Origin of the sequence: Serratia sp. B501 (assembly GCF_051172315.1) — a bacterium.
In the GTDB taxonomy this organism is placed as follows: domain Bacteria; phylum Pseudomonadota; class Gammaproteobacteria; order Enterobacterales; family Enterobacteriaceae; genus Serratia; species Serratia ureilytica.
This window is the reverse complement of the sequence record NZ_JBPIZB010000002.1, coordinates 336,259-351,841: the sequence shown is the minus strand read 5'-3', so window position 1 is coordinate 351,841 and position 15,583 is coordinate 336,259. Positions and strand designations below refer to the sequence as shown.

General features: G+C 62.9%; 18 protein-coding genes and 1 pseudogene. 9 read left to right on the top strand and 10 right to left on the bottom strand.

What is annotated here, in order from left to right; genetic code table 11:
* Nucleotides 1-35: 35 nt before the first annotated feature.
* From ACSBQV_RS08120 to ACSBQV_RS08105, 4 genes are read left to right on the top strand one after another with little or no spacing between them, the layout of a single operon-like run.
* Nucleotides 36-1,196 (top strand): ABC transporter permease, encoded by a 1,161-nt coding sequence (locus ACSBQV_RS08120; protein WP_072628081.1) that lies wholly within the window; start codon nucleotides 36-38, stop codon nucleotides 1,194-1,196.
* On the top strand, nucleotides 1,193-2,128 hold the full coding sequence (locus ACSBQV_RS08115) for an ABC transporter ATP-binding protein (protein WP_047572208.1): 936 nt from the start codon (nucleotides 1,193-1,195) through the stop codon (nucleotides 2,126-2,128). The genes ACSBQV_RS08120 and ACSBQV_RS08115 overlap by 4 nt, the downstream gene beginning before the upstream one ends.
* A complete protein-coding gene (locus ACSBQV_RS08110) occupies nucleotides 2,125-2,898 on the top strand; it encodes an ABC transporter permease (protein ID WP_099785209.1) in 774 nt (257 codons plus the stop codon). Before ACSBQV_RS08115 ends, ACSBQV_RS08110 begins: the two co-directional genes overlap by 4 nt.
* 28 nt (nucleotides 2,899-2,926) lie before the next feature.
* Nucleotides 2,927-3,688, top strand: a complete 762-nt coding sequence (locus tag ACSBQV_RS08105) for a phosphate/phosphite/phosphonate ABC transporter substrate-binding protein (RefSeq protein ID WP_080273377.1) — start codon at nucleotides 2,927-2,929, stop codon at nucleotides 3,686-3,688.
* A 6-nt stretch (nucleotides 3,689-3,694) separates the two neighbouring features.
* Here the strand turns inward: ACSBQV_RS08105 and ACSBQV_RS08100 are convergent, their stop codons facing one another.
* The 3 genes from ACSBQV_RS08100 to ACSBQV_RS08090 form a co-directional block, all read right to left on the bottom strand.
* Nucleotides 3,695-4,414: an SDR family oxidoreductase gene (locus tag ACSBQV_RS08100; protein WP_099785207.1), complete on the bottom strand. Its 720-nt coding sequence runs from the start codon at nucleotides 4,412-4,414 to the stop codon at nucleotides 3,695-3,697.
* Between the two features lie 106 nt (nucleotides 4,415-4,520).
* The gene (locus tag ACSBQV_RS08095) at nucleotides 4,521-4,898 is read right to left on the bottom strand and encodes a MarR family transcriptional regulator (protein WP_033638702.1); all 378 of its coding nucleotides are present in this window, start codon (nucleotides 4,896-4,898) and stop codon (nucleotides 4,521-4,523) included.
* 2 nt (nucleotides 4,899-4,900) lie between these two features.
* A complete protein-coding gene (locus ACSBQV_RS08090; protein ID WP_004939355.1) occupies nucleotides 4,901-5,266 on the bottom strand; it encodes a DUF6516 family protein in 366 nt (121 codons plus the stop codon).
* Nucleotides 5,267-5,364: 98 nt separating this feature from the next.
* Between ACSBQV_RS08090 and ACSBQV_RS08085 the strand changes: the two genes are divergently transcribed.
* The gene (locus ACSBQV_RS08085) at nucleotides 5,365-6,276 is read left to right on the top strand and encodes a LysR family transcriptional regulator (RefSeq protein WP_047572204.1); all 912 of its coding nucleotides are present in this window, start codon (nucleotides 5,365-5,367) and stop codon (nucleotides 6,274-6,276) included.
* Here the strand turns inward: ACSBQV_RS08085 and ACSBQV_RS08080 are convergent.
* The 4 genes and pseudogenes from ACSBQV_RS08080 to ACSBQV_RS08065 form a co-directional block, all read right to left on the bottom strand.
* Complete coding sequence (locus tag ACSBQV_RS08080; RefSeq protein WP_004939348.1) at nucleotides 6,264-6,440, bottom strand: hypothetical protein; 177 nt, start codon at nucleotides 6,438-6,440, stop codon at nucleotides 6,264-6,266. The two genes, ACSBQV_RS08085 and ACSBQV_RS08080, sit on opposite strands and share 13 nt — an antisense overlap.
* Before the next feature lie 103 nt (nucleotides 6,441-6,543).
* Entirely contained in the window at nucleotides 6,544-7,467 is a 924-nt protein-coding gene (gene yedA, locus ACSBQV_RS08075) for a drug/metabolite exporter YedA (protein ID WP_099785205.1), read from the bottom strand.
* 108 nt (nucleotides 7,468-7,575) lie between these two features.
* Nucleotides 7,576-8,071 (bottom strand): annotated as a pseudogene (locus ACSBQV_RS08070) (DUF2878 domain-containing protein).
* A 177-nt stretch (nucleotides 8,072-8,248) separates the two neighbouring features.
* Nucleotides 8,249-8,902 (bottom strand): helix-turn-helix transcriptional regulator, encoded by a 654-nt coding sequence (locus tag ACSBQV_RS08065; RefSeq protein WP_033642364.1) that lies wholly within the window; start codon nucleotides 8,900-8,902, stop codon nucleotides 8,249-8,251.
* A gap of 103 nt (nucleotides 8,903-9,005) precedes the next feature.
* Here ACSBQV_RS08065 and ACSBQV_RS08060 point away from each other — a divergent pair, with 103 nt between their 5' ends.
* The 3 genes from ACSBQV_RS08060 to ACSBQV_RS08050 all read left to right on the top strand — a co-directional run bounded on the left by ACSBQV_RS08060 (nucleotide 9,006) and on the right by ACSBQV_RS08050 (nucleotide 11,685).
* Nucleotides 9,006-10,460 carry an MFS transporter gene (locus ACSBQV_RS08060; RefSeq protein ID WP_099785203.1) on the top strand — a complete coding sequence of 485 codons (1,455 nt, stop codon included), beginning with the start codon at nucleotides 9,006-9,008 and terminating at the stop codon, nucleotides 10,458-10,460.
* 134 nt (nucleotides 10,461-10,594) lie between these two features.
* The gene (locus ACSBQV_RS08055; RefSeq protein ID WP_033642366.1) at nucleotides 10,595-11,164 is read left to right on the top strand and encodes a helix-turn-helix domain-containing protein; all 570 of its coding nucleotides are present in this window, start codon (nucleotides 10,595-10,597) and stop codon (nucleotides 11,162-11,164) included.
* Nucleotides 11,165-11,166: 2 nt separating this feature from the next.
* Nucleotides 11,167-11,685, top strand: coding sequence for a GNAT family N-acetyltransferase (locus ACSBQV_RS08050; RefSeq protein ID WP_099785201.1), 519 nt, complete (start codon nucleotides 11,167-11,169; stop codon nucleotides 11,683-11,685).
* A 3-nt stretch (nucleotides 11,686-11,688) separates the two neighbouring features.
* Here the strand turns inward: ACSBQV_RS08050 and ACSBQV_RS08045 are convergent, their stop codons facing one another.
* The 3 genes from ACSBQV_RS08045 to ompC all read right to left on the bottom strand — a co-directional run bounded on the left by ACSBQV_RS08045 (nucleotide 11,689) and on the right by ompC (nucleotide 14,660).
* Nucleotides 11,689-12,519 (bottom strand): 5'-nucleotidase, lipoprotein e(P4) family, encoded by an 831-nt coding sequence (locus ACSBQV_RS08045; protein WP_099785199.1) that lies wholly within the window; start codon nucleotides 12,517-12,519, stop codon nucleotides 11,689-11,691.
* Between the two features lie 15 nt (nucleotides 12,520-12,534).
* On the bottom strand, nucleotides 12,535-13,383 hold the full coding sequence (locus ACSBQV_RS08040) for a GNAT family N-acetyltransferase (protein WP_434991434.1): 849 nt from the start codon (nucleotides 13,381-13,383) through the stop codon (nucleotides 12,535-12,537).
* Nucleotides 13,384-13,562: 179 nt separating this feature from the next.
* Entirely contained in the window at nucleotides 13,563-14,660 is a 1,098-nt protein-coding gene (gene ompC, locus ACSBQV_RS08035; protein ID WP_033637639.1) for a porin OmpC, read from the bottom strand.
* A 240-nt stretch (nucleotides 14,661-14,900) separates the two neighbouring features.
* Here ompC and ACSBQV_RS08030 point away from each other — a divergent pair, with 240 nt between their 5' ends.
* The gene (locus tag ACSBQV_RS08030; protein ID WP_094144109.1) at nucleotides 14,901-15,557 is read left to right on the top strand and encodes a glutathione S-transferase family protein; all 657 of its coding nucleotides are present in this window, start codon (nucleotides 14,901-14,903) and stop codon (nucleotides 15,555-15,557) included.
* Nucleotides 15,558-15,583: the final 26 nt, after the last annotated feature.

The window sequence follows — 15,583 nt, the reverse complement described above, 5'->3', positions numbered from 1 at the left end:
GAGAGGGGGAAAACCGATGGCGCCGGAGAGTTTCTTTGACTATTGCCGTAAAACATCGCGTGTTGTTAACGCTGTTCGTGCTGTTGCTGCTGGCCGCCTTCGGCCTGCCGTTCCTCAGTTATGCCCCCAATCGTCTGCTGTCGGGTAAAAGCCTGTCCTTATTCTCCCTGTTGCACGGCCCGGCGCTGTGGCTGCTGTTGCCGCTGGCGGCGTTGGCGATCCTCAGCCTGTTGCCGCCGACGCGGGGGCGTGCGCTGTTGACGGCGCTGGCCGCCTGCGGGGTGCTGACGCTGGTCTTTTGGATCGGCGGACAGGCCGCCGAACGCCTGGCGCAGGAGGGATCGCGCCTGGCGCGCACCTCCTGGGGCAGCGGTGCCTGGCTGACGATGGCGCTGAGCCTGCTGATCGCCGCCGACGCCATGACGCGCCTCACCGCGTCGCATCTGCGGCGAATGCTCGGCAACGCGCTGGTGCTGGTGCCGCCGGCGCTGCTGCTGTTCGGCCATCAGCTCGATCAGCTGTCGCTGCTGAAGGAGTATCACAATCGCCAGGAGGTGTTTGACGCCGCGCTGCTGCAGCACCTGACCATTCTGCTGGCGACGATGGCGCCGGCGCTGGCGATCGGCGTGCCGCTCGGGGTGCTGTGTTTTCGCTCCGAGCGCTGGCAGAGGCCGATCTTTTCCGCGCTGAACATTATCCAGACCGTGCCTTCCATCGCGCTGTTCGGCCTGCTGATCGCGCCGCTGGCGGGGCTGGCAGCGGCGGTGCCCTGGCTGGCGGAACACGGCGTCAGCGGCATCGGCATGGCGCCGGCGATCGTGGCGCTGGTGCTGTACGCGCTGTTGCCGCTGGTGCGCAGCGTGGTGGCGGGGCTGCAGAGCGTGCCGGCCGGGGTGATTGAATCCGCCACCGGCATGGGGCTGACGCGCGGGCAGATCTTCCTGCGCGTGCAGCTGCCGTTGGCGTTGCCCCTGTTCCTGACCGGCGTGCGCATCCTGGCGGTGCAAACCGTCGGCATGGCGGTGGTGGCGGCGCTGATCGGCGCCGGCGGCTTTGGCGCCATCGTGTTTCAGGGGCTGCTCAGCAGCGCGCTGGATCTGGTTCTGCTGGGGGTGATCCCGGTGGTCATGATGGCGGTCATCGTCGATTCGCTGTTTAAATTTTGGGTTTCAATCCTGGACGTATCGCGCCGATGATTCACTTTGAGCAAGTCAGCAAAATTTTTCAGGGCAAGCCGGCGGTAGACGATCTCACGCTGCACATCGCCGAGGGCGAATTCACCGTGTTGATCGGCACCTCGGGTTCCGGCAAGTCCACGACGTTAAAAATGATCAACCGCCTGATCGAACACGATCGGGGCAAGATTCTCTTTGCCGGTGAAGAGATCCAGTCGTTTAAACCGCAGGATCTGCGGCGGCGCATGGGCTATGCGATCCAATCGATCGGCCTGTTTCCACATTGGACGGTGGAGGAGAACATCGCCACCGTGCCGCAGCTGCTGAAATGGCCGCGCGCACGCATTCGCGATCGGGTTACCGAGTTGCTGGAACTGCTGCACCTGGAACCGGATCTGTTTCGTCGCCGCTACCCGCACCAGCTTTCCGGCGGGCAGCAGCAGCGGGTCGGAGTGGCGCGCGCGCTCGCCGCCGATCCCGAGGTGTTGTTGATGGACGAACCGTTCGGCGCGTTGGATCCGGTCACCCGCGCGGCGCTGCAGGCGGAAATCGCCCGCATTCATCAGATCTCGGGCCGCACCATTGTGCTGGTGACGCACGACATCGACGAGGCGTTGAGCCTGGCGGATCGCCTGGTGCTGCTCGATCAGGGGCGGGTGGTGCAACAGGGCACGCCGCTGACGCTGTTGACCGCCCCGGCCAACGACTTCGTGCGTGACTTCTTCGGGCGCAGCGATCGCGGCATCAAGCTGCTGTCGCTGGGGACGGTGGCGGAGCGGGTGCGGCCCGGTGTCGCCGGGGGCGAACCGATCGCCGCCGCCATGAGCCTGCGCGAGGCGCTGTCGGTGTTCGTGGCGCGCGGCAGCGACTGCCTGCCGGTGGTGGATGAACGGGGCGAAGCGTTGGGGGTTCTGCACTTCCACGATCTGATCGCCGGGCAGGCGCTGTCATGAGCGGGCGTCTCTGGCGCCTGCTGCGCGATCCGCTGCCCTGGACGCTGGCGCTGCTGTTGGCGCTGGTGTTCGGCATGGATCATCTGCGCGGCCTGTTTGCCGCCTGGTTCCCCGATCTGGACCGGCCCATTTATCAGCAGGACAGCTTTATCGCGCTGGTGGAGGCGCACCTGTCGCTGGTGGCGATCTCCAGCCTGATCGCGGTGGCTCTCGGCGTGGCGGCGGGCGTCGCCGTGACCCGACGCGGCGGCCGGGAGTTTCGTTCGCTGCTGGAAACGGTGGTGGCGGTGGGGCAGACCTTCCCGCCGGTGGCGGTGTTGGCGGTGGCGGTGCCGGTGATGGGCTTCAGCGAGCAGCCGGCGATCATCGCGCTGGTGCTGTACGGCTTGCTACCTATCCTGCAGGGCACGTTGGCGGGCATCGAATCGGTGCCGCCCGCCACGCGCGAGATCGCCCGCGGCGTGGGGATGAGCGCCTGGCAAATTCTGTGGCGGGTTGAACTGCCGCTGGCGGCGCCGGTGATTGTCGCCGGGATCCGCACGTCGGTGATCATCAACATCGGCACGGCGGCCATCGCTTCCACCGTCGGAACCAAGACGCTCGGTTCGCCGATCATCATCGGCCTGACCGGGTTTAACACCGCCTATGTGATCCAGGGCGCGGCGGTTGTGGCGTTGTTGGCTATTATCACCGATATGCTGTTCGAACGTTGGGTGCGTTATCTCACCGCCTGGCGTCAGCAGACGCTGGCGGCCACTCCGGCGGGGTAAGGGGGAAATGATGCAGGTGTCTCTACCGATGTACGGCGTTGGCCGGGAGCAGGCCGACGCTTTCTGGCAGGTCTTGCGCGGCAAGCTGCTGCGGCTGGGGCTGCCGGCGGCGCCGGAACGGCTCAGTTGGCCGGACGATTTAGCGCAGCATTGGCGGCGCGAGGATCTCTTGCTCAGCCAAACCTGTGGTTATCCGTTGGTCAGCAGCCTGCCGCAGGTGCAGCTGATCGGAACCTATCATTATCGGGTGGAGGGGTGCGACGGGCCAAATTACCGCAGCTGGCTGGTGGTGCGCGCAGGCGACTCCGGCGAACGGCTGGCGGATTTTCGCGGCCGGACGGTGGCGTATAACAGCACCGATTCCCAGTCCGGCTACAACGGTTTGCGCGCGCTGATCGCGCCGCTGGCGCAGGACGGGAAATTCTTCGGTGCGGCTATCGCCTCCGGGGCGCATTATCAGTCGCTGAAACTGATCCGCAGCGGGCAGGCGGATATCGCCGCCATCGATTCCATCAGCATGGAACTGCTGCGCCGCGCGCAGCCGCAGGCGCTGGAGGGGCTGAAAATCATTGGCCGCACGGCGGCAGTGCCGGGTTTGCCGCTGATCACCGCAGCCGGCACGCCGCCGGAACAGGTGGACATCCTGCGCGCCGGCGCCCGAGCGATGCTGGATGAGGCGGTCAGCGACCGCCTGCTGATCGGCGATTTCAGCCTGGTGCCGCGCTCGGCTTATCAGATTATCACCGTGCTGGAGCAGCAGGCAGCCGCACAGGGCGTAACGGCGCTCTAGCCGCCGTTACAGCAGGCCGCCGCCGTCGATATCGATCACGCTGCCGGTGACGAAACCGTTCTCCATCGCCAGCAGGTAACCCGCTGCGACGTCGGCCGCCTGGCCGATCCGGCCGACCGGCAGACTGACGCCCACGCGCTCGAACAGCGCCTGACGCTGCGCGGCGCCCATGCCGTCGTAGGCTTCGGTGGCGGTGATGCCGGGGCTGACCACGTTCACCCGCCGCGGCGCCAGTTCCTTCGCCAGCTGTTTACCGACCGCTTCCAGCGCGGCGTTGATGCCGGTTTTGATCAACTGACCGCCGAGGTATTTGCGCGACAGCTGGCCGGAGGTCAGGGTGATGGAGCCCCGCGGCGCCAGCGTCGGCAGCGCGGCCTGCACCGCGCGCAAGCTGCCCCAGAATTTGACGTTGAAGTCGGCCTGTGCCTGCTCAAAAGCAGTCTCCGCCAGCGGTTTCGCTTGCACCAGCGGCCCGGCGGTGATCACCAGATGGTCGAAAGCGCCGACGGCGGCAAACAGCGCATGCAGCGACGCTTCATCGGTCAGATCGGCCTGCATCAGATGCAGCGCGTCGTTTTTCTCCCCGGCGTGGGGAAGGCGGCGCGAAGCCAGCACCACTTCAGCGCCGCGCGCCGCCGCTGCGTAGGCCACCGCGGCGCCAATGCCGCTGGTGCCGCCCAGGATCACCAGCTTTTGTCGTTTCAGGGGGGAGTCAGGAATTGTCATGTTAAGGCCTCTTTTTAGGTAAGTTTCAACGGGATCTATCTTTCCTGATTGAAAATCACCTAACAATCGGCCTTGCTGACAAACTCTTATTAATATTTTTTAAAGATCATGCGGCGCTAAAGCGGGCGTTTAGCTTCTGATCCACGATGATTTCGAAATCGGTAAACAGCGCTCGGGGTTTCACTGAACGCCCCTGTTTTTCCAGTGCCACCAGGCCGTGCCCGCTCAGCGTTTTCAGCGTGGTGGACAGATTGCTGACCTGGCGCCCCGACAGTTCGGCCAACTGGCTGATGGTCTCGGGGCGGGCAGTGTCGATCAGACGCAGCAGGGCAATATTCTCGTTGCTGAGCACCTGGGCCAGCGCAATCATCGACGTAAACCACACTTTGGGCTCACGTTCCTGTGGCTGGTATTCCCCTTTTGCGATCGCCAGTGTGCGCTTGCGAATCAGTTCTTCAGGCATCACGCCAATCAGTGCTTTCATCATCAACCTCGGTTTTCTCTCTTGCGTATGACTTCGTCTATCCGGGTAAAAAAATCTTCCACCAACTGATAGGCGGAATGAAACTCGTAGGGTGAGCCTTTGTCCGTCGGGGAGTCATGTTGGTGATCGTAAACGACGCGGCCCGAAAATTTACCTTTGCGGGGTGTTTTAATGGCATGCGCGTTGTCTATGCCAAAAACCCGGGTATTGTGGTTATCATGCAAGGTCAAATTGTAACGGATGCCGTGAGGGATAAAGGCCGTTTGGGTCACCGTCCAAGCCTCGATTTTCCACCAATAGCCATCCTCACGATTGACCCGCGTGCCATGCAGGCTAAGGATGTAGTCCAGTCCGTTGTGTTCATCCATTGATCAAAGCTCCATTTATTATGATCTAATCATAACAATTGGGCGTTTTATCGTCAATCCGATACGCCGTGAATCCGGCTCTCTAAGAAGGGAAATACATGACCTCATTTGTCGATCTCGAGGTGTTTGTTCGCACGGTGGACGGCGGCAGTTTTTCCGCCGCGGCGCGCGCGCTGGACATGACGCCGGCGGCGGCCAGCATTGCGGTGAAAAGGCTGGAGCAGCAGTTGGGCGCGCGGCTGCTGGTGCGTTCCACCCGCAGCCTGAGGTTAACGGAGGAGGGGGCTCGCTATCTCGACAGCGCGCGCCTGGCGCTGGGCGCGTTAGCCGAAGGAGAGCAGGCGATCCGCGAGAAGCATCAGGGGTTGTCCGGGGTGCTGCAGATTTCCGCGCCGTCGGATTTTGGCCGCAATTTGCTGCTCTGCTGGCTGGATGAGTTCCGCCTGCAGCATCCGCATATTCAGCTGCAGCTTCTGATCAACGATCGGCAGGCCGACCTGTTCCGCGAACCGGTGGACGTGGCATTGCGCTTCGGGCCGCTGGCCGACTCTTCGCTGGTGGCGCTGCCGATCTTGCCGCAGCATCGGCGATTGATCTGCGCCAGCCCGGATTACCTGCGGCGTCACGGCGCGCCGCAAACGCCGGCCGATCTGGTTCGGCACAGCATTCTGGTGTATCAGCCCAGCGGCAAACGGCAGGTGGAATGGCGGCTGTGGCGCGGTGAGGAGGGGGTCGAAGTGCCGCTGAACGGCAGCTATTTTACCGATGACGGCGAGGTGGCGCGGCGCTGGGCGCTGGCGGGGCACGGCGTGGTGCGCAAGTCGGCGATCGACGTGGTGGCCGACATTCACGCCGGGCGGCTGGTGCAACTGTTGCCGGAATGGCGCAGCGACGCGGTGCCGATCAATCTGGTCTGCCCGCATCGTTCGCAGGTGTCGGAACGCGTCAGGCAGCTGCAGCGCTTTTTACAGCAGCGCTGCCAGCGTTGGATGGACGATCACTTGGCCTGAAGGGTTTCGGTTTGCGCCGGCGTGGCGGCGGTATCCCCGGCAGGCGCGCTTTCTTCGTGCGGGGTGGTGGAACGGGTGTAGATGTTCAGCCCGGCGAGGAATACGCCGCCCAGAGAACCGAAGGCGCACAGGGCGATGACGATGACGAACGCTTTTTTCAGCATAGGAATAATTTCGCAGGTTGCTTGGAACAGCGGGAATTATAGCCCCTTCGCCGGGTGAAACAAGAATCGTTTTTAACGGCGGCCCGCAGACCGCCCTTTGTGATCATCGCCGTTCGCAGTCGATGGCCTGTACGTTGGCCGGGCGGGCGAACAGGTATTTTCCCAGCGTCACCAGCACCACCGCCGCCACGATGATCACCAGCGCCAGCCACTCGCGCGGCGCCAGCGATTCACCGGCGAAACCGATGCCGAGCAGCACCGCCACCACCGGGTTGACGTAGGCATAGCTGGTGGCGACCGCCGGGCGCACGTTCTTCAACAAGAACATATAGGCGCTGATCGCCAGCATCGAACCGAAGACGATCAGATAGCCCAGCGCCAGAAAGCCGCCGGTGCTCGGCATCTGAACGAGGCGCTCGCCGCTCAGCTGGCTGGCTGCCAATAACACCACGCCGGCGACCAGCATCTCCGCCGCGCCGGCCATCGGCCCGGCCGGCAGCGAGATGCGCGATCCCAACACCGATCCGAAGGCCCAACTGGCCGACGCCAGCAAAATCAGCAGCGCGCCGGTCGGATTGCCCACCAGGTTGTTGCCGGTATTAAGCAGCACGATGCCCACCAACCCGAGCGCGATGCCGGCCCATTCCAGCTTGGTGTTGCGCATGCCCCACAGCAGGCTGAAGCAGAGGGTGAACAGCGGCACCGTCGCCACCATCACCGCCGCGATGCCGGACGGCACGTGTTGGTGTTCCGCCACCGTCACCAGGCCGTTGCCCACCGTCAGCAGCAGAATGCCGATGGCGCCGGCGGCCAGCCACTGCTTCGGCGTCGGCAGCGCGTGGCCGCGCCAGGCCAGGAAACTGAACAGCACGATGCCGGCTAGCAGAAAGCGAATCCCGGCCATCATCAGCGGCGGCCACTGTTCGACGCCCAGACGAATGACGAAATAGGTGGAACCCCAAACGATATATAACGTGAACAACGCCCCGATCAACGGCAGGACGCTACGGCTTTGTTGGCTAAGCATAGGATTGTATTTTGCGGGAATGATTATTATTAGAACGCTCAGTAAACCCGATCGGGCAACCGATAAGCAATGGCCTGCGGCATTATTTTTCCGGCGGCCGAAAGCCGTTCAATGGCCTTGCTGTTTCCACTGCAGCCAACTCACGGCCGGCAGATAAATCGACCAGCCGATGGCCAGCAGCAGCAGCATGAACTCCGGCGGCATGCCGGGGCAGCAGGGCGTCCAGTTTCCAGGACACGGCGTAGGCGAAGGGGCCGAGGGCTGCGCCCAATACCGCCAGCGGCCAGGGCGCCGCTCTGACCACGTCCAACAGCCAATACCACCAGCAGCCGAAGCCGATCCACAGCGCGATGGTCCAGAGCGGCAGGCCGTGTTGCCCGCTGTAATGCAGCACGCCGCTGTAGCTCCACAGACCATCCATGCCGATGCCGCCCAAGGCGGCCAGGGCGGCGCCCTTGCGGCGGGCGGCGGGGGTAAAGATCAGCGCCAGCGCCGCACCGGCCAGCAGTATGCCGTTGAGCCGATCGCGAGTCAGCAGCGCCAGCAGCCAGCAGACGCCCAGCCCCAGCGTCGCCAGCCAGAATCCGGCATGCGGCTTCTTCATCGTTCAACTCCCGTGGGGTTACTCTGCCGCCGTGCGCAGCGCGCCGACGGAGGTGTCAGAACGGGCGCAGGGCCCGTTGTTTGCCTGAATATTCGATAATTCAACCTTAGAAGGGAAGGTGCGGGGTGCACAAGCAGAATAATCTGTACCGGTTGAAAACGCGGGCAAAAACCGGTGTTACAAGAGAGAAATCCGGTAGGCGCAGCGGCGAGAGCCGGCCAGAATGTGTTCGGCGCGCTCCACCTGCGCCTGCAGCACTTCGGTGAAGATGCTCAGTTCAGCGCGGCAGAAGCCCTGGCAGACGGTGGCGGCGGCGCAGATCGGGCAGTGGTTTTCCACCAGCAGATAGGCGCCGTCTTCCTCCTGACGCCATTCGGCCATATACCCTTCGCGGCAGCGGATCTCGGTGAGGCGCGCCACGCGTTCGCGCAGATCGGTGGCGCCGATCATCGCCTGCTTGTAGTTGATGCGGTTTTCCTGCTCACGGGTCTCGATCAGCAGGTCGATCGCCTGTTCACCCAGCTTGTCACGCACGGTGCGCAGCAGCTGCACCGTCAGATCCGCATGGGTGTCCGGAAAGCGTGCGTTACCGGCGGCAGTCAAATGCCACAGCTGCACCGGGCGGCCCACGCCGCGCGTTTCCGCGATCGCTTCGACCAGCCCCTCTTTCGCCAGCTTGACGAACTGCTGGCGGGCCGCTTCACCGGTGGTGCCGAGCACTTTTCCTGCGTCTGAGGCTTGCTGCGGGCCGCGGGTCTTCAATAGCGTCAGCAAGCGGTCACTGACCGATTGTGCGGTGCTGCCGCCATTTTCCAAGTTTATTCTTGACATATTTCTCCGCCTCGCCCTAACTTATTCCAAGATAACTCTTGTTAAATTTAACGCAATCTCATGACCAACTCAATGCCATTCCTCTGAAAACAGGACAACAACCGTGATAACCCATGACGATAGCCGCTGGAGCGACCTTTTCTCCGGCAAAAATGCGGCCAGTGCGATCGCGCTCTCGCTTGGCGTGGCGCTGCATGCCATCAATATTCTGGTCGCCACCACCATTCTGCCCTCGGTGGTGCAGGATATTGGCGGTCTGGATCTCTATGCCTGGAACACCACGCTGTTCGTGGTGGCGTCGATCCTTGGCTCCGCGCTGTCGGCCCGCCTGCTCAGCGGCTACGGCGCGCGCAACGCCTATCTGGTCGCTTCGCTGTTTTTCATCGCCGGAGCGGGGCTGTGCGCGCTGGCACCGAGCATGCCGGTGATGCTGATCGGCCGCACGGTGCAGGGATTCGGCGGCGGGCTGATCTTTGCGCTCTCCTACGCGATGATCAATCTGGTGTTCGAGCAGCGATTGTGGCCGCGCGCCATGGCGCTTATCTCGGCGATGTGGGGCATCGCCACGCTGGTCGGCCCGGCGGTAGGCGGCATTTTCGCCGAGTTGCACGCCTGGCGTTGGGCCTTCGGCATTCTGCTGCCGATCATGGCGCTGTACGCCGCGTTTACCTTCCTCATCCTGCCCAAGGGCCAGGCGCAGCAGGCGGCCGCGCCGCTGCCGACCGCGCAGCTGCTGTTGCTGACCGTGGCGGTGCTGGTGGTGTCCGCCGGCAGCCTGGCGCACAGCGTCTGGATCAACCTGGCGGGCATCGCGCTATCGCTGGCGCTGATGGCCTGGCTGATGAAGCGCGAGGCGCGCTCGCGCGCGCGCCTGTTGCCGCATGGCGCGCTGCGGCGCGGCTCATCGTTGGCGGCGCTCTATATTACGGTGTCGTTGCTGGTGATCGGCATGACCAGCGAAATCTTCGTGCCCTATTTCCTGCAGTTGCTGCACGGCCAGTCGCCGCTGCTCTCCGGCTATATCGCCGCGACCATGGCCGCCGGCTGGACGTTGTCCGAAATCCTCAGCTCCGGCTGGCGCGGGGCGGGCATTCGCCGGGCGATCGTCAGCGGGCCGCTGTTCGTGCTGGTGGGCCTGCTGGCGCTGGCGATCCTGATGCCGACGCCCTCCGGCGGTCACTGGCAGGCGCTGACCCCGATCGTCATCGCGTTGTCGCTGGTGGGATTCGGCATCGGCTTCGGCTGGCCACATCTGCTGACGCGCATTTTGCAGGTGGCGCCTGAAGCGGACAAAGACATCGCCGGCGCCTCGATCACCACGGTGCAGCTGTTCGCCACCGCATTCGGCGCGGCGCTGGCGGGGATGACCGCCAACCTGGCGGGGCTGAACGATCCGGGCGGCGCGGCGGGCGCGGCATCGGCGGCGCGTTGGCTGTTCTTGGCGTTCGCGCTGGCGCCGCTGCTGGCGGTATTCAGCGCCTGGCGCTGCGCCGCGATCGTGCCGCCGGCCGCCGAGACGGGCAATTTTGTACCCAACCCGTCCTCGCGCGAGTGCTAGAACGCTTCTCCTCATTCGGCGATGTTTGCGGTGATCCTGGCGTTATTCCTGCGCGACATTGTTAAAATCCGCTTGCTACATCTCTAATTTGAGATTATTTCTCTTATATGGGATTTTCAAGCGGAGTGTGAACGATGGATAACGGTCTGGACAATGCCGACCTGAGGTTGGCGCAGCGGCTGGCGGATTTGCGCCAGCAACGGGCGTGGTCGCTGGAGGAGCTGGCGCAGCGCACCGGCCTTAGCCGGGCGACGCTCTCGCGGGTGGAGCGCGCCGAGACCAGCCCGACGGCGTCGTTGCTGAACCGGCTGTGCGCCGCCTATGGGTTGACCATGTCGCGCCTGCTGAGCGAGATCGAAGACGAGCCGCCGGAGCTGTTGCGGCCGCAGCAGCAACCGGTGTGGGTCGATCGCGCCAGCGGTTTTCACCGTCGCTCCGTTTCTCCCCCCGCTGCGTTGTATAAGGCTGAATTTATCGAAGCCCGGCTCGATGCCGGCGCGCAGATCGATTACGACCTGCCGTCGATTCCGGCGTTGGAGCACCATCTCTGGCTGCTGTCCGGGCAGTTGGAGTTGACGCTGGAAGGGCGCGTTTTCCGGTTATCATCCGGCGACTGCCTGCGCTACCGCCTGTTCGGCGCCTCCCGTTTCCATGTCCCCGGCGATGAGCCGGCCCATTACACCCTCGTTATCTGCAGGCCATAGCCATGATTGAATTGCAACAGTGGGACGCCGGCGCGGCGCAAAGCGCCATTGTCGAATTGGCCGAGATGCTGCACGCCAGCGTGGCGCACGGCGCCAGCATCGGTTTTGTCATGCCCTTTACGCTGACGCAGGCGCAGGCGTTTTGGCAGGGGGTGCTGCCGGCCATCGCGCGGGGAGAGCGTGCGATGCTGGTGGCGCTCGCGAACGGCCGGCCGGTTGGCACCGTGCAGCTGTTACTGGCGATGCCGGACAACGGCCGTCACCGGGCGGAAGTGGTCAAGCTGATGGTGCACCCGCAGGCGCGGCGGCAGGGCGTCGCCCGGCTGTTGATGCAGGAAGTGCAGGCGCTGGCGGCGCGTCATCGCCGCAGCCTGTTGGTGCTGGATACCCTGAGCGGCAGCGCGGCGCAGGGGCTGTACCGTCAATTGGGGTTCGAGGCGGCGGGCGACATCCCGCAATACGCCCGCGCCAGCGACGGCGGGGCGTTGGAGGCCACCTGCTATATGTACAAACTGCTGTGAGCGTTAGCGCCCGCGCCAGGCTTTGATCGCCTGCTGGCGCACCTGCAGCTTTTGCTGCGGCGTCAGCTTGTTGTAGTCGCGAGCCAGGCCGCTTTCCCAGTCGCCGTACATCGGGTTGGGTAGTACGATGAATTCGGTGCCGAACTTAGCCTGGTTCTCGCTGACGAACGCCCGGCGCTGCGCATTGTCCTGGTGGTAAGTCGCGGCGCCGAAGTCGTTCAGGTTGTCGCCCGCGTACACCACGATGTCATAGCCGGCTTGTTTGATGGCGTCGAAGCGCGCCTGTTTATTGGCGGTGTCGGTGCTGAGCAGCACGGTTTTTGCCGACAGGCCGGTGAAACCGAGCTTCTGCATGTTGGCCACCGTGGCGGCGTAGTCGCTCTGTTTACGGTTCGACACGTAGAACATGGTCCCCTGATGGGCGTTAACATAGCGGGCGAACGCCACTGCGCCCGGCACCGCGGCGGCCTGTTCGGCCTGCGTCCATTTGGCCCAAGTCGCGCCGTCGTACGGTCGGCCCTGCTGCGCCTGCCAGCCGGAGTAGGCGCTGTTATCCAGCATGGTTTCATCCAGATCGACCACCACCGCCTTTTTACGGCCTGGCGCGGCCCTGGCCTGATCGAAGGCGCGCTGCGCGCTGTTGAACGCCTGATGCGCCAGCGCCTGGTATTCGCCGGACTGTTGGAACCAGTTGACCGCCAGCACCGATTGATCCGCCAACCGCTGCTGGGCCTGCGCGTCGGCGTGCGGTGACTGCGCGCAACCGGTCAAGGCCAGCAGCGCGACGCCCATCGCCGCGCCGAGGGTGAGTGTGCGTACCTGTTTTCCTGCCATTGTTATCTCTCTTTTTTATTGTGGGCTGTCCAGCAGCATATCCATCTCGAACTGACGCAGGGGATCCTGCCGCCAGCCAAGATGCGTAAAGAAGGGGGCGGCCACCTCGGGCACAAAAACGTTGGCGGTCAGCGGCAAAGGGGCGAACTGCGCTTGCAGAGCGGCCAGCAAGGCGCGGGCATGCCCCTGGCCGCGATGCTGCGGCGGCACGTAGATCAGGCGCAGCCAGCAGTGCTCGGCGCCGGGCATCACCACGGCGTAGGCTTGGCGTTCGAGGGTATAAGCGCGCGGTTTGCCCGGCAGTTTGAACAGCGATTCGGGGGCGATCAGCCAGGGCAGGTCGGTGGCGCCTTCCGCCGTCAGGCGATGGCTGACGGTCAGCGGATCGACGGCCTGCAGCACCGCCTTGCCTGGCGGCACGGCCGCCGGCGCCTGATGGCCGGTCAGGGTGCGCACGATGCGCAGCCCGGCGCGGTGGTACAGCGCCAGCGCGGCTTCGTTGCCTTCGATCACTTCCAGCGACAGCCGATGGTCGCCGCGCTGACGGGCATCCGCTACTACCCGCTGCATCAGCGCCTTACCCAGCCCCTGACCGCGCATCTCGGGGCGTACGGAAAAGGCCGCGATCCGGCTGTGCCGGCCGCGGCGGGCGATCAGCGCCACCGCCACCGGTTCATTGCGATGGGTGACGATCAGGCTGTCGTTCAGGCTGAGATCTTCGGCGCCGAAGCGGGCGGCGAAGGTCGGCCCGTCGAGGACGAAACGCACGATATAGTTTTCAAAACAGTGGTTGAGGATGTTCGCCAGTTCGTCGCTGCTGTAGCGCACGGCGTTGTGATAGTTAAACCGACTGTCGTTATGCATGGCTGATTCCGCTCGGGGGAAAGCTATACATGTAGACCCGTTTGTTTGGCAAGGCAAGCAGGGGCATTCGCCGGCGGGGAAAATAAAAACAAAAAAGCCGGACGCAGCCGCCCGGCGAAATAAAACTCTGGGTATCAAGTGACGCTAAAGTTTGCAGTGGTGGTTATTCATTCATCACATCAGAACTGATAGGTCAGGGCGACGGCAATCACGTTGTCGTCTTTCAGACCCAGCTTATTATTGCTGTCGAGCTGGTTGATTTTATAATCCACATAGGTCGACATGTTCTTGTTGAAATAGTAGTACGCGCCGACGTCGATATATTTCACCAGGTCGGTATCGCCGATGCCTTCAATATCTTTGCCCTTCTGCTGAACGTAGCCCAGCGATGGACGCAGACCGAAGTCGAACTGATATTGCGCAACCAGTTCCAGGCCTTCGGCTTTATTGGCGAAGCCGCTGACGGAAGTGGAGCGGTTATTGATGGTGGCGGTGCCGGAAATTGGCGCGATGTTGCGGCTTTCCGAGTAGGTCGCGGCCAGGTAGACATCGTTGTTGTCATACTTCAGACCGGCGGCCCAGATATCGGCCTTGTCGCCTTTACCGAAGGTGCCCGCTTTCTGACTGGCGGTGCGGTTGGAAGAGGCATAGGCGGCGCCCACGCTCAGGCCGTCGATGATTTCATAGCTGGAGGAAAGGCCCCAGCCGTCGCCGTTCGCCTTGCTGGCGGAGCGGCCGTCGTTTTCGTTCTTGCCCTGATACTGGACGGCGAATTTCAGGCCGTCGACCAGACCGAAGAAGTTGTTATTGCGGTAGGTGGCGACGCCGTTGGTGCGGCCGTTCATGAAGTTGTCGGTTTTGACGTATGCGTCGTCGCCGAATTCAGGCAGCATATCCGTCCAGGCGCCGACGTCGTAAATAATGCCGTAGTTGCGACCGTAGTCGAAAGAACCGAGGTCTTTATATTTCAGACCGGCGAAGCCCAGACGCGTTTTAGTGTCTTTGGTGCCGTCGGATTCAGAATGGTTAGCGGCGATCTGATATTCCCACTGGCCGTAACCGGTCAGCATATCGTTAATCTGAGTCGCGCCTTTAAAGCCGATACGGACGTAGGTTTTATCGCCATCGTTGCCGGCATCATCGGAGAAATAATGCAGGGCTTTCACACGACCGTAAAAATCGAGCTTGTTGCCGTCTTTATTGTAGATTTCTGCTGCCTGTGCCGCTTGCGCAAGTAAAAGTGCCGGAATAATAACGGCCAGAAGATTACGTTTCATGGGTTACCCTGCTTTATTCGATTAAAAGACGCTATCATCAGTTGCATTGCTGCTTTACTGTGCCGTCCGGTTGTTGGCGGCGGAGAATTTTTACCGTAGTAATGTGATCTATTTATGACAAAAAATTCATTTTCATGTCGAACGATTAAAAAAGTCGCGCAAAGGGTGAATTTTTTCTGCAACCGACGGTCTGCGGCTGGTCTACAGTTACCGATAGCCTGATCGGTTTCCGGAGGAATCATGCACGATACTTATACATTGTTCGGTACGCAGGGGTGTGGCTCGACCATCGTGGCCGCCGCGTTGGTGCTGACCGCGTTCCCCTGGGGCTACGAGGAAGTGGATTACACCCAGGACGGCCCGGAGCGGGATCGCCTGTTGGCGTTGAACCCGCTCGGTCAGGTCCCCACTCTGGTGCTGCCTGATGACGAAGTGATGACGGAGAGCGCGGCGATTATCCTGCTGCTGCACGATCGCGCGCCGCACGCCGAATTGGCGCCGCCCGGCGGCTCGCCGCTGTTGCCGCGCTTTTTGCGCTGGCTGTTGTTCATCAACGCAGAGATTTATCCCACTTTCACCTACGCCGACCATCCGCAGCGCTGGCAGCCGAAAACGGAAGGGGCGGAACAGCTGAAAAACGCAGTGATGAGCTATCGCGAGCGTTTATTGCGGCAGTTGAACGCCGCCGCCGGTGCCGCCGGCCCGTGGTTTCTCGGCAAGAGCTTCAGCGCGCTGGATCTGTACGTGGCGGTGATGTGCAACTGGCGGCCGGGGCGCGCGTGGTTCCGGCAACACTGCCCGCGGCTTTACGCCATCGCCGAACGGGTGGAGCAGCGGCCGGAGCTGAATGCGCTGCTGAGCGCCCATTTCGACGGCGTTGCGCCGCTGGAATCGTAATATCTCCCCGCCGTCGGCGGGGAACC

Bases quoted from the DNA above. Each gene is read 5' to 3' on its own strand.
- ompC (WP_033637639.1), bottom strand. From the start codon at position 14,660: ATGAAACGTAATCTTCTGGCCGTTATTATTCCGGCACTTTTACTTGCG.
- ACSBQV_RS08065 (WP_033642364.1), bottom strand. From the start codon at position 8,902: ATGTCAAGAATAAACTTGGAAAATGGCGGCAGCACCGCACAATCGGTC.
- ACSBQV_RS08055 (WP_033642366.1), top strand. From the start codon at position 10,595: ATGGATAACGGTCTGGACAATGCCGACCTGAGGTTGGCGCAGCGGCTG.
- ACSBQV_RS08080 (WP_004939348.1), bottom strand. From the start codon at position 6,440: ATGCTGAAAAAAGCGTTCGTCATCGTCATCGCCCTGTGCGCCTTCGGT.
- yedA (WP_099785205.1), bottom strand. From the start codon at position 7,467: ATGCTTAGCCAACAAAGCCGTAGCGTCCTGCCGTTGATCGGGGCGTTG.
- ACSBQV_RS08105 (WP_080273377.1), top strand. From the start codon at position 2,927: ATGTACGGCGTTGGCCGGGAGCAGGCCGACGCTTTCTGGCAGGTCTTG.
- ACSBQV_RS08095 (WP_033638702.1), bottom strand. From the start codon at position 4,898: ATGAAAGCACTGATTGGCGTGATGCCTGAAGAACTGATTCGCAAGCGC.
- ACSBQV_RS08090 (WP_004939355.1), bottom strand. From the start codon at position 5,266: ATGGATGAACACAACGGACTGGACTACATCCTTAGCCTGCATGGCACG.
- ACSBQV_RS08030 (WP_094144109.1), top strand. From the start codon at position 14,901: ATGCACGATACTTATACATTGTTCGGTACGCAGGGGTGTGGCTCGACC.
- ACSBQV_RS08040 (WP_434991434.1), bottom strand. From the start codon at position 13,383: ATGCATAACGACAGTCGGTTTAACTATCACAACGCCGTGCGCTACAGC.
- ACSBQV_RS08100 (WP_099785207.1), bottom strand. From the start codon at position 4,414: ATGACAATTCCTGACTCCCCCCTGAAACGACAAAAGCTGGTGATCCTG.
- ACSBQV_RS08115 (WP_047572208.1), top strand. From the start codon at position 1,193: ATGATTCACTTTGAGCAAGTCAGCAAAATTTTTCAGGGCAAGCCGGCG.
- ACSBQV_RS08045 (WP_099785199.1), bottom strand. From the start codon at position 12,519: ATGGCAGGAAAACAGGTACGCACACTCACCCTCGGCGCGGCGATGGGC.
- ACSBQV_RS08110 (WP_099785209.1), top strand. From the start codon at position 2,125: ATGAGCGGGCGTCTCTGGCGCCTGCTGCGCGATCCGCTGCCCTGGACG.
- ACSBQV_RS08085 (WP_047572204.1), top strand. From the start codon at position 5,365: ATGACCTCATTTGTCGATCTCGAGGTGTTTGTTCGCACGGTGGACGGC.
- ACSBQV_RS08050 (WP_099785201.1), top strand. From the start codon at position 11,167: ATGATTGAATTGCAACAGTGGGACGCCGGCGCGGCGCAAAGCGCCATT.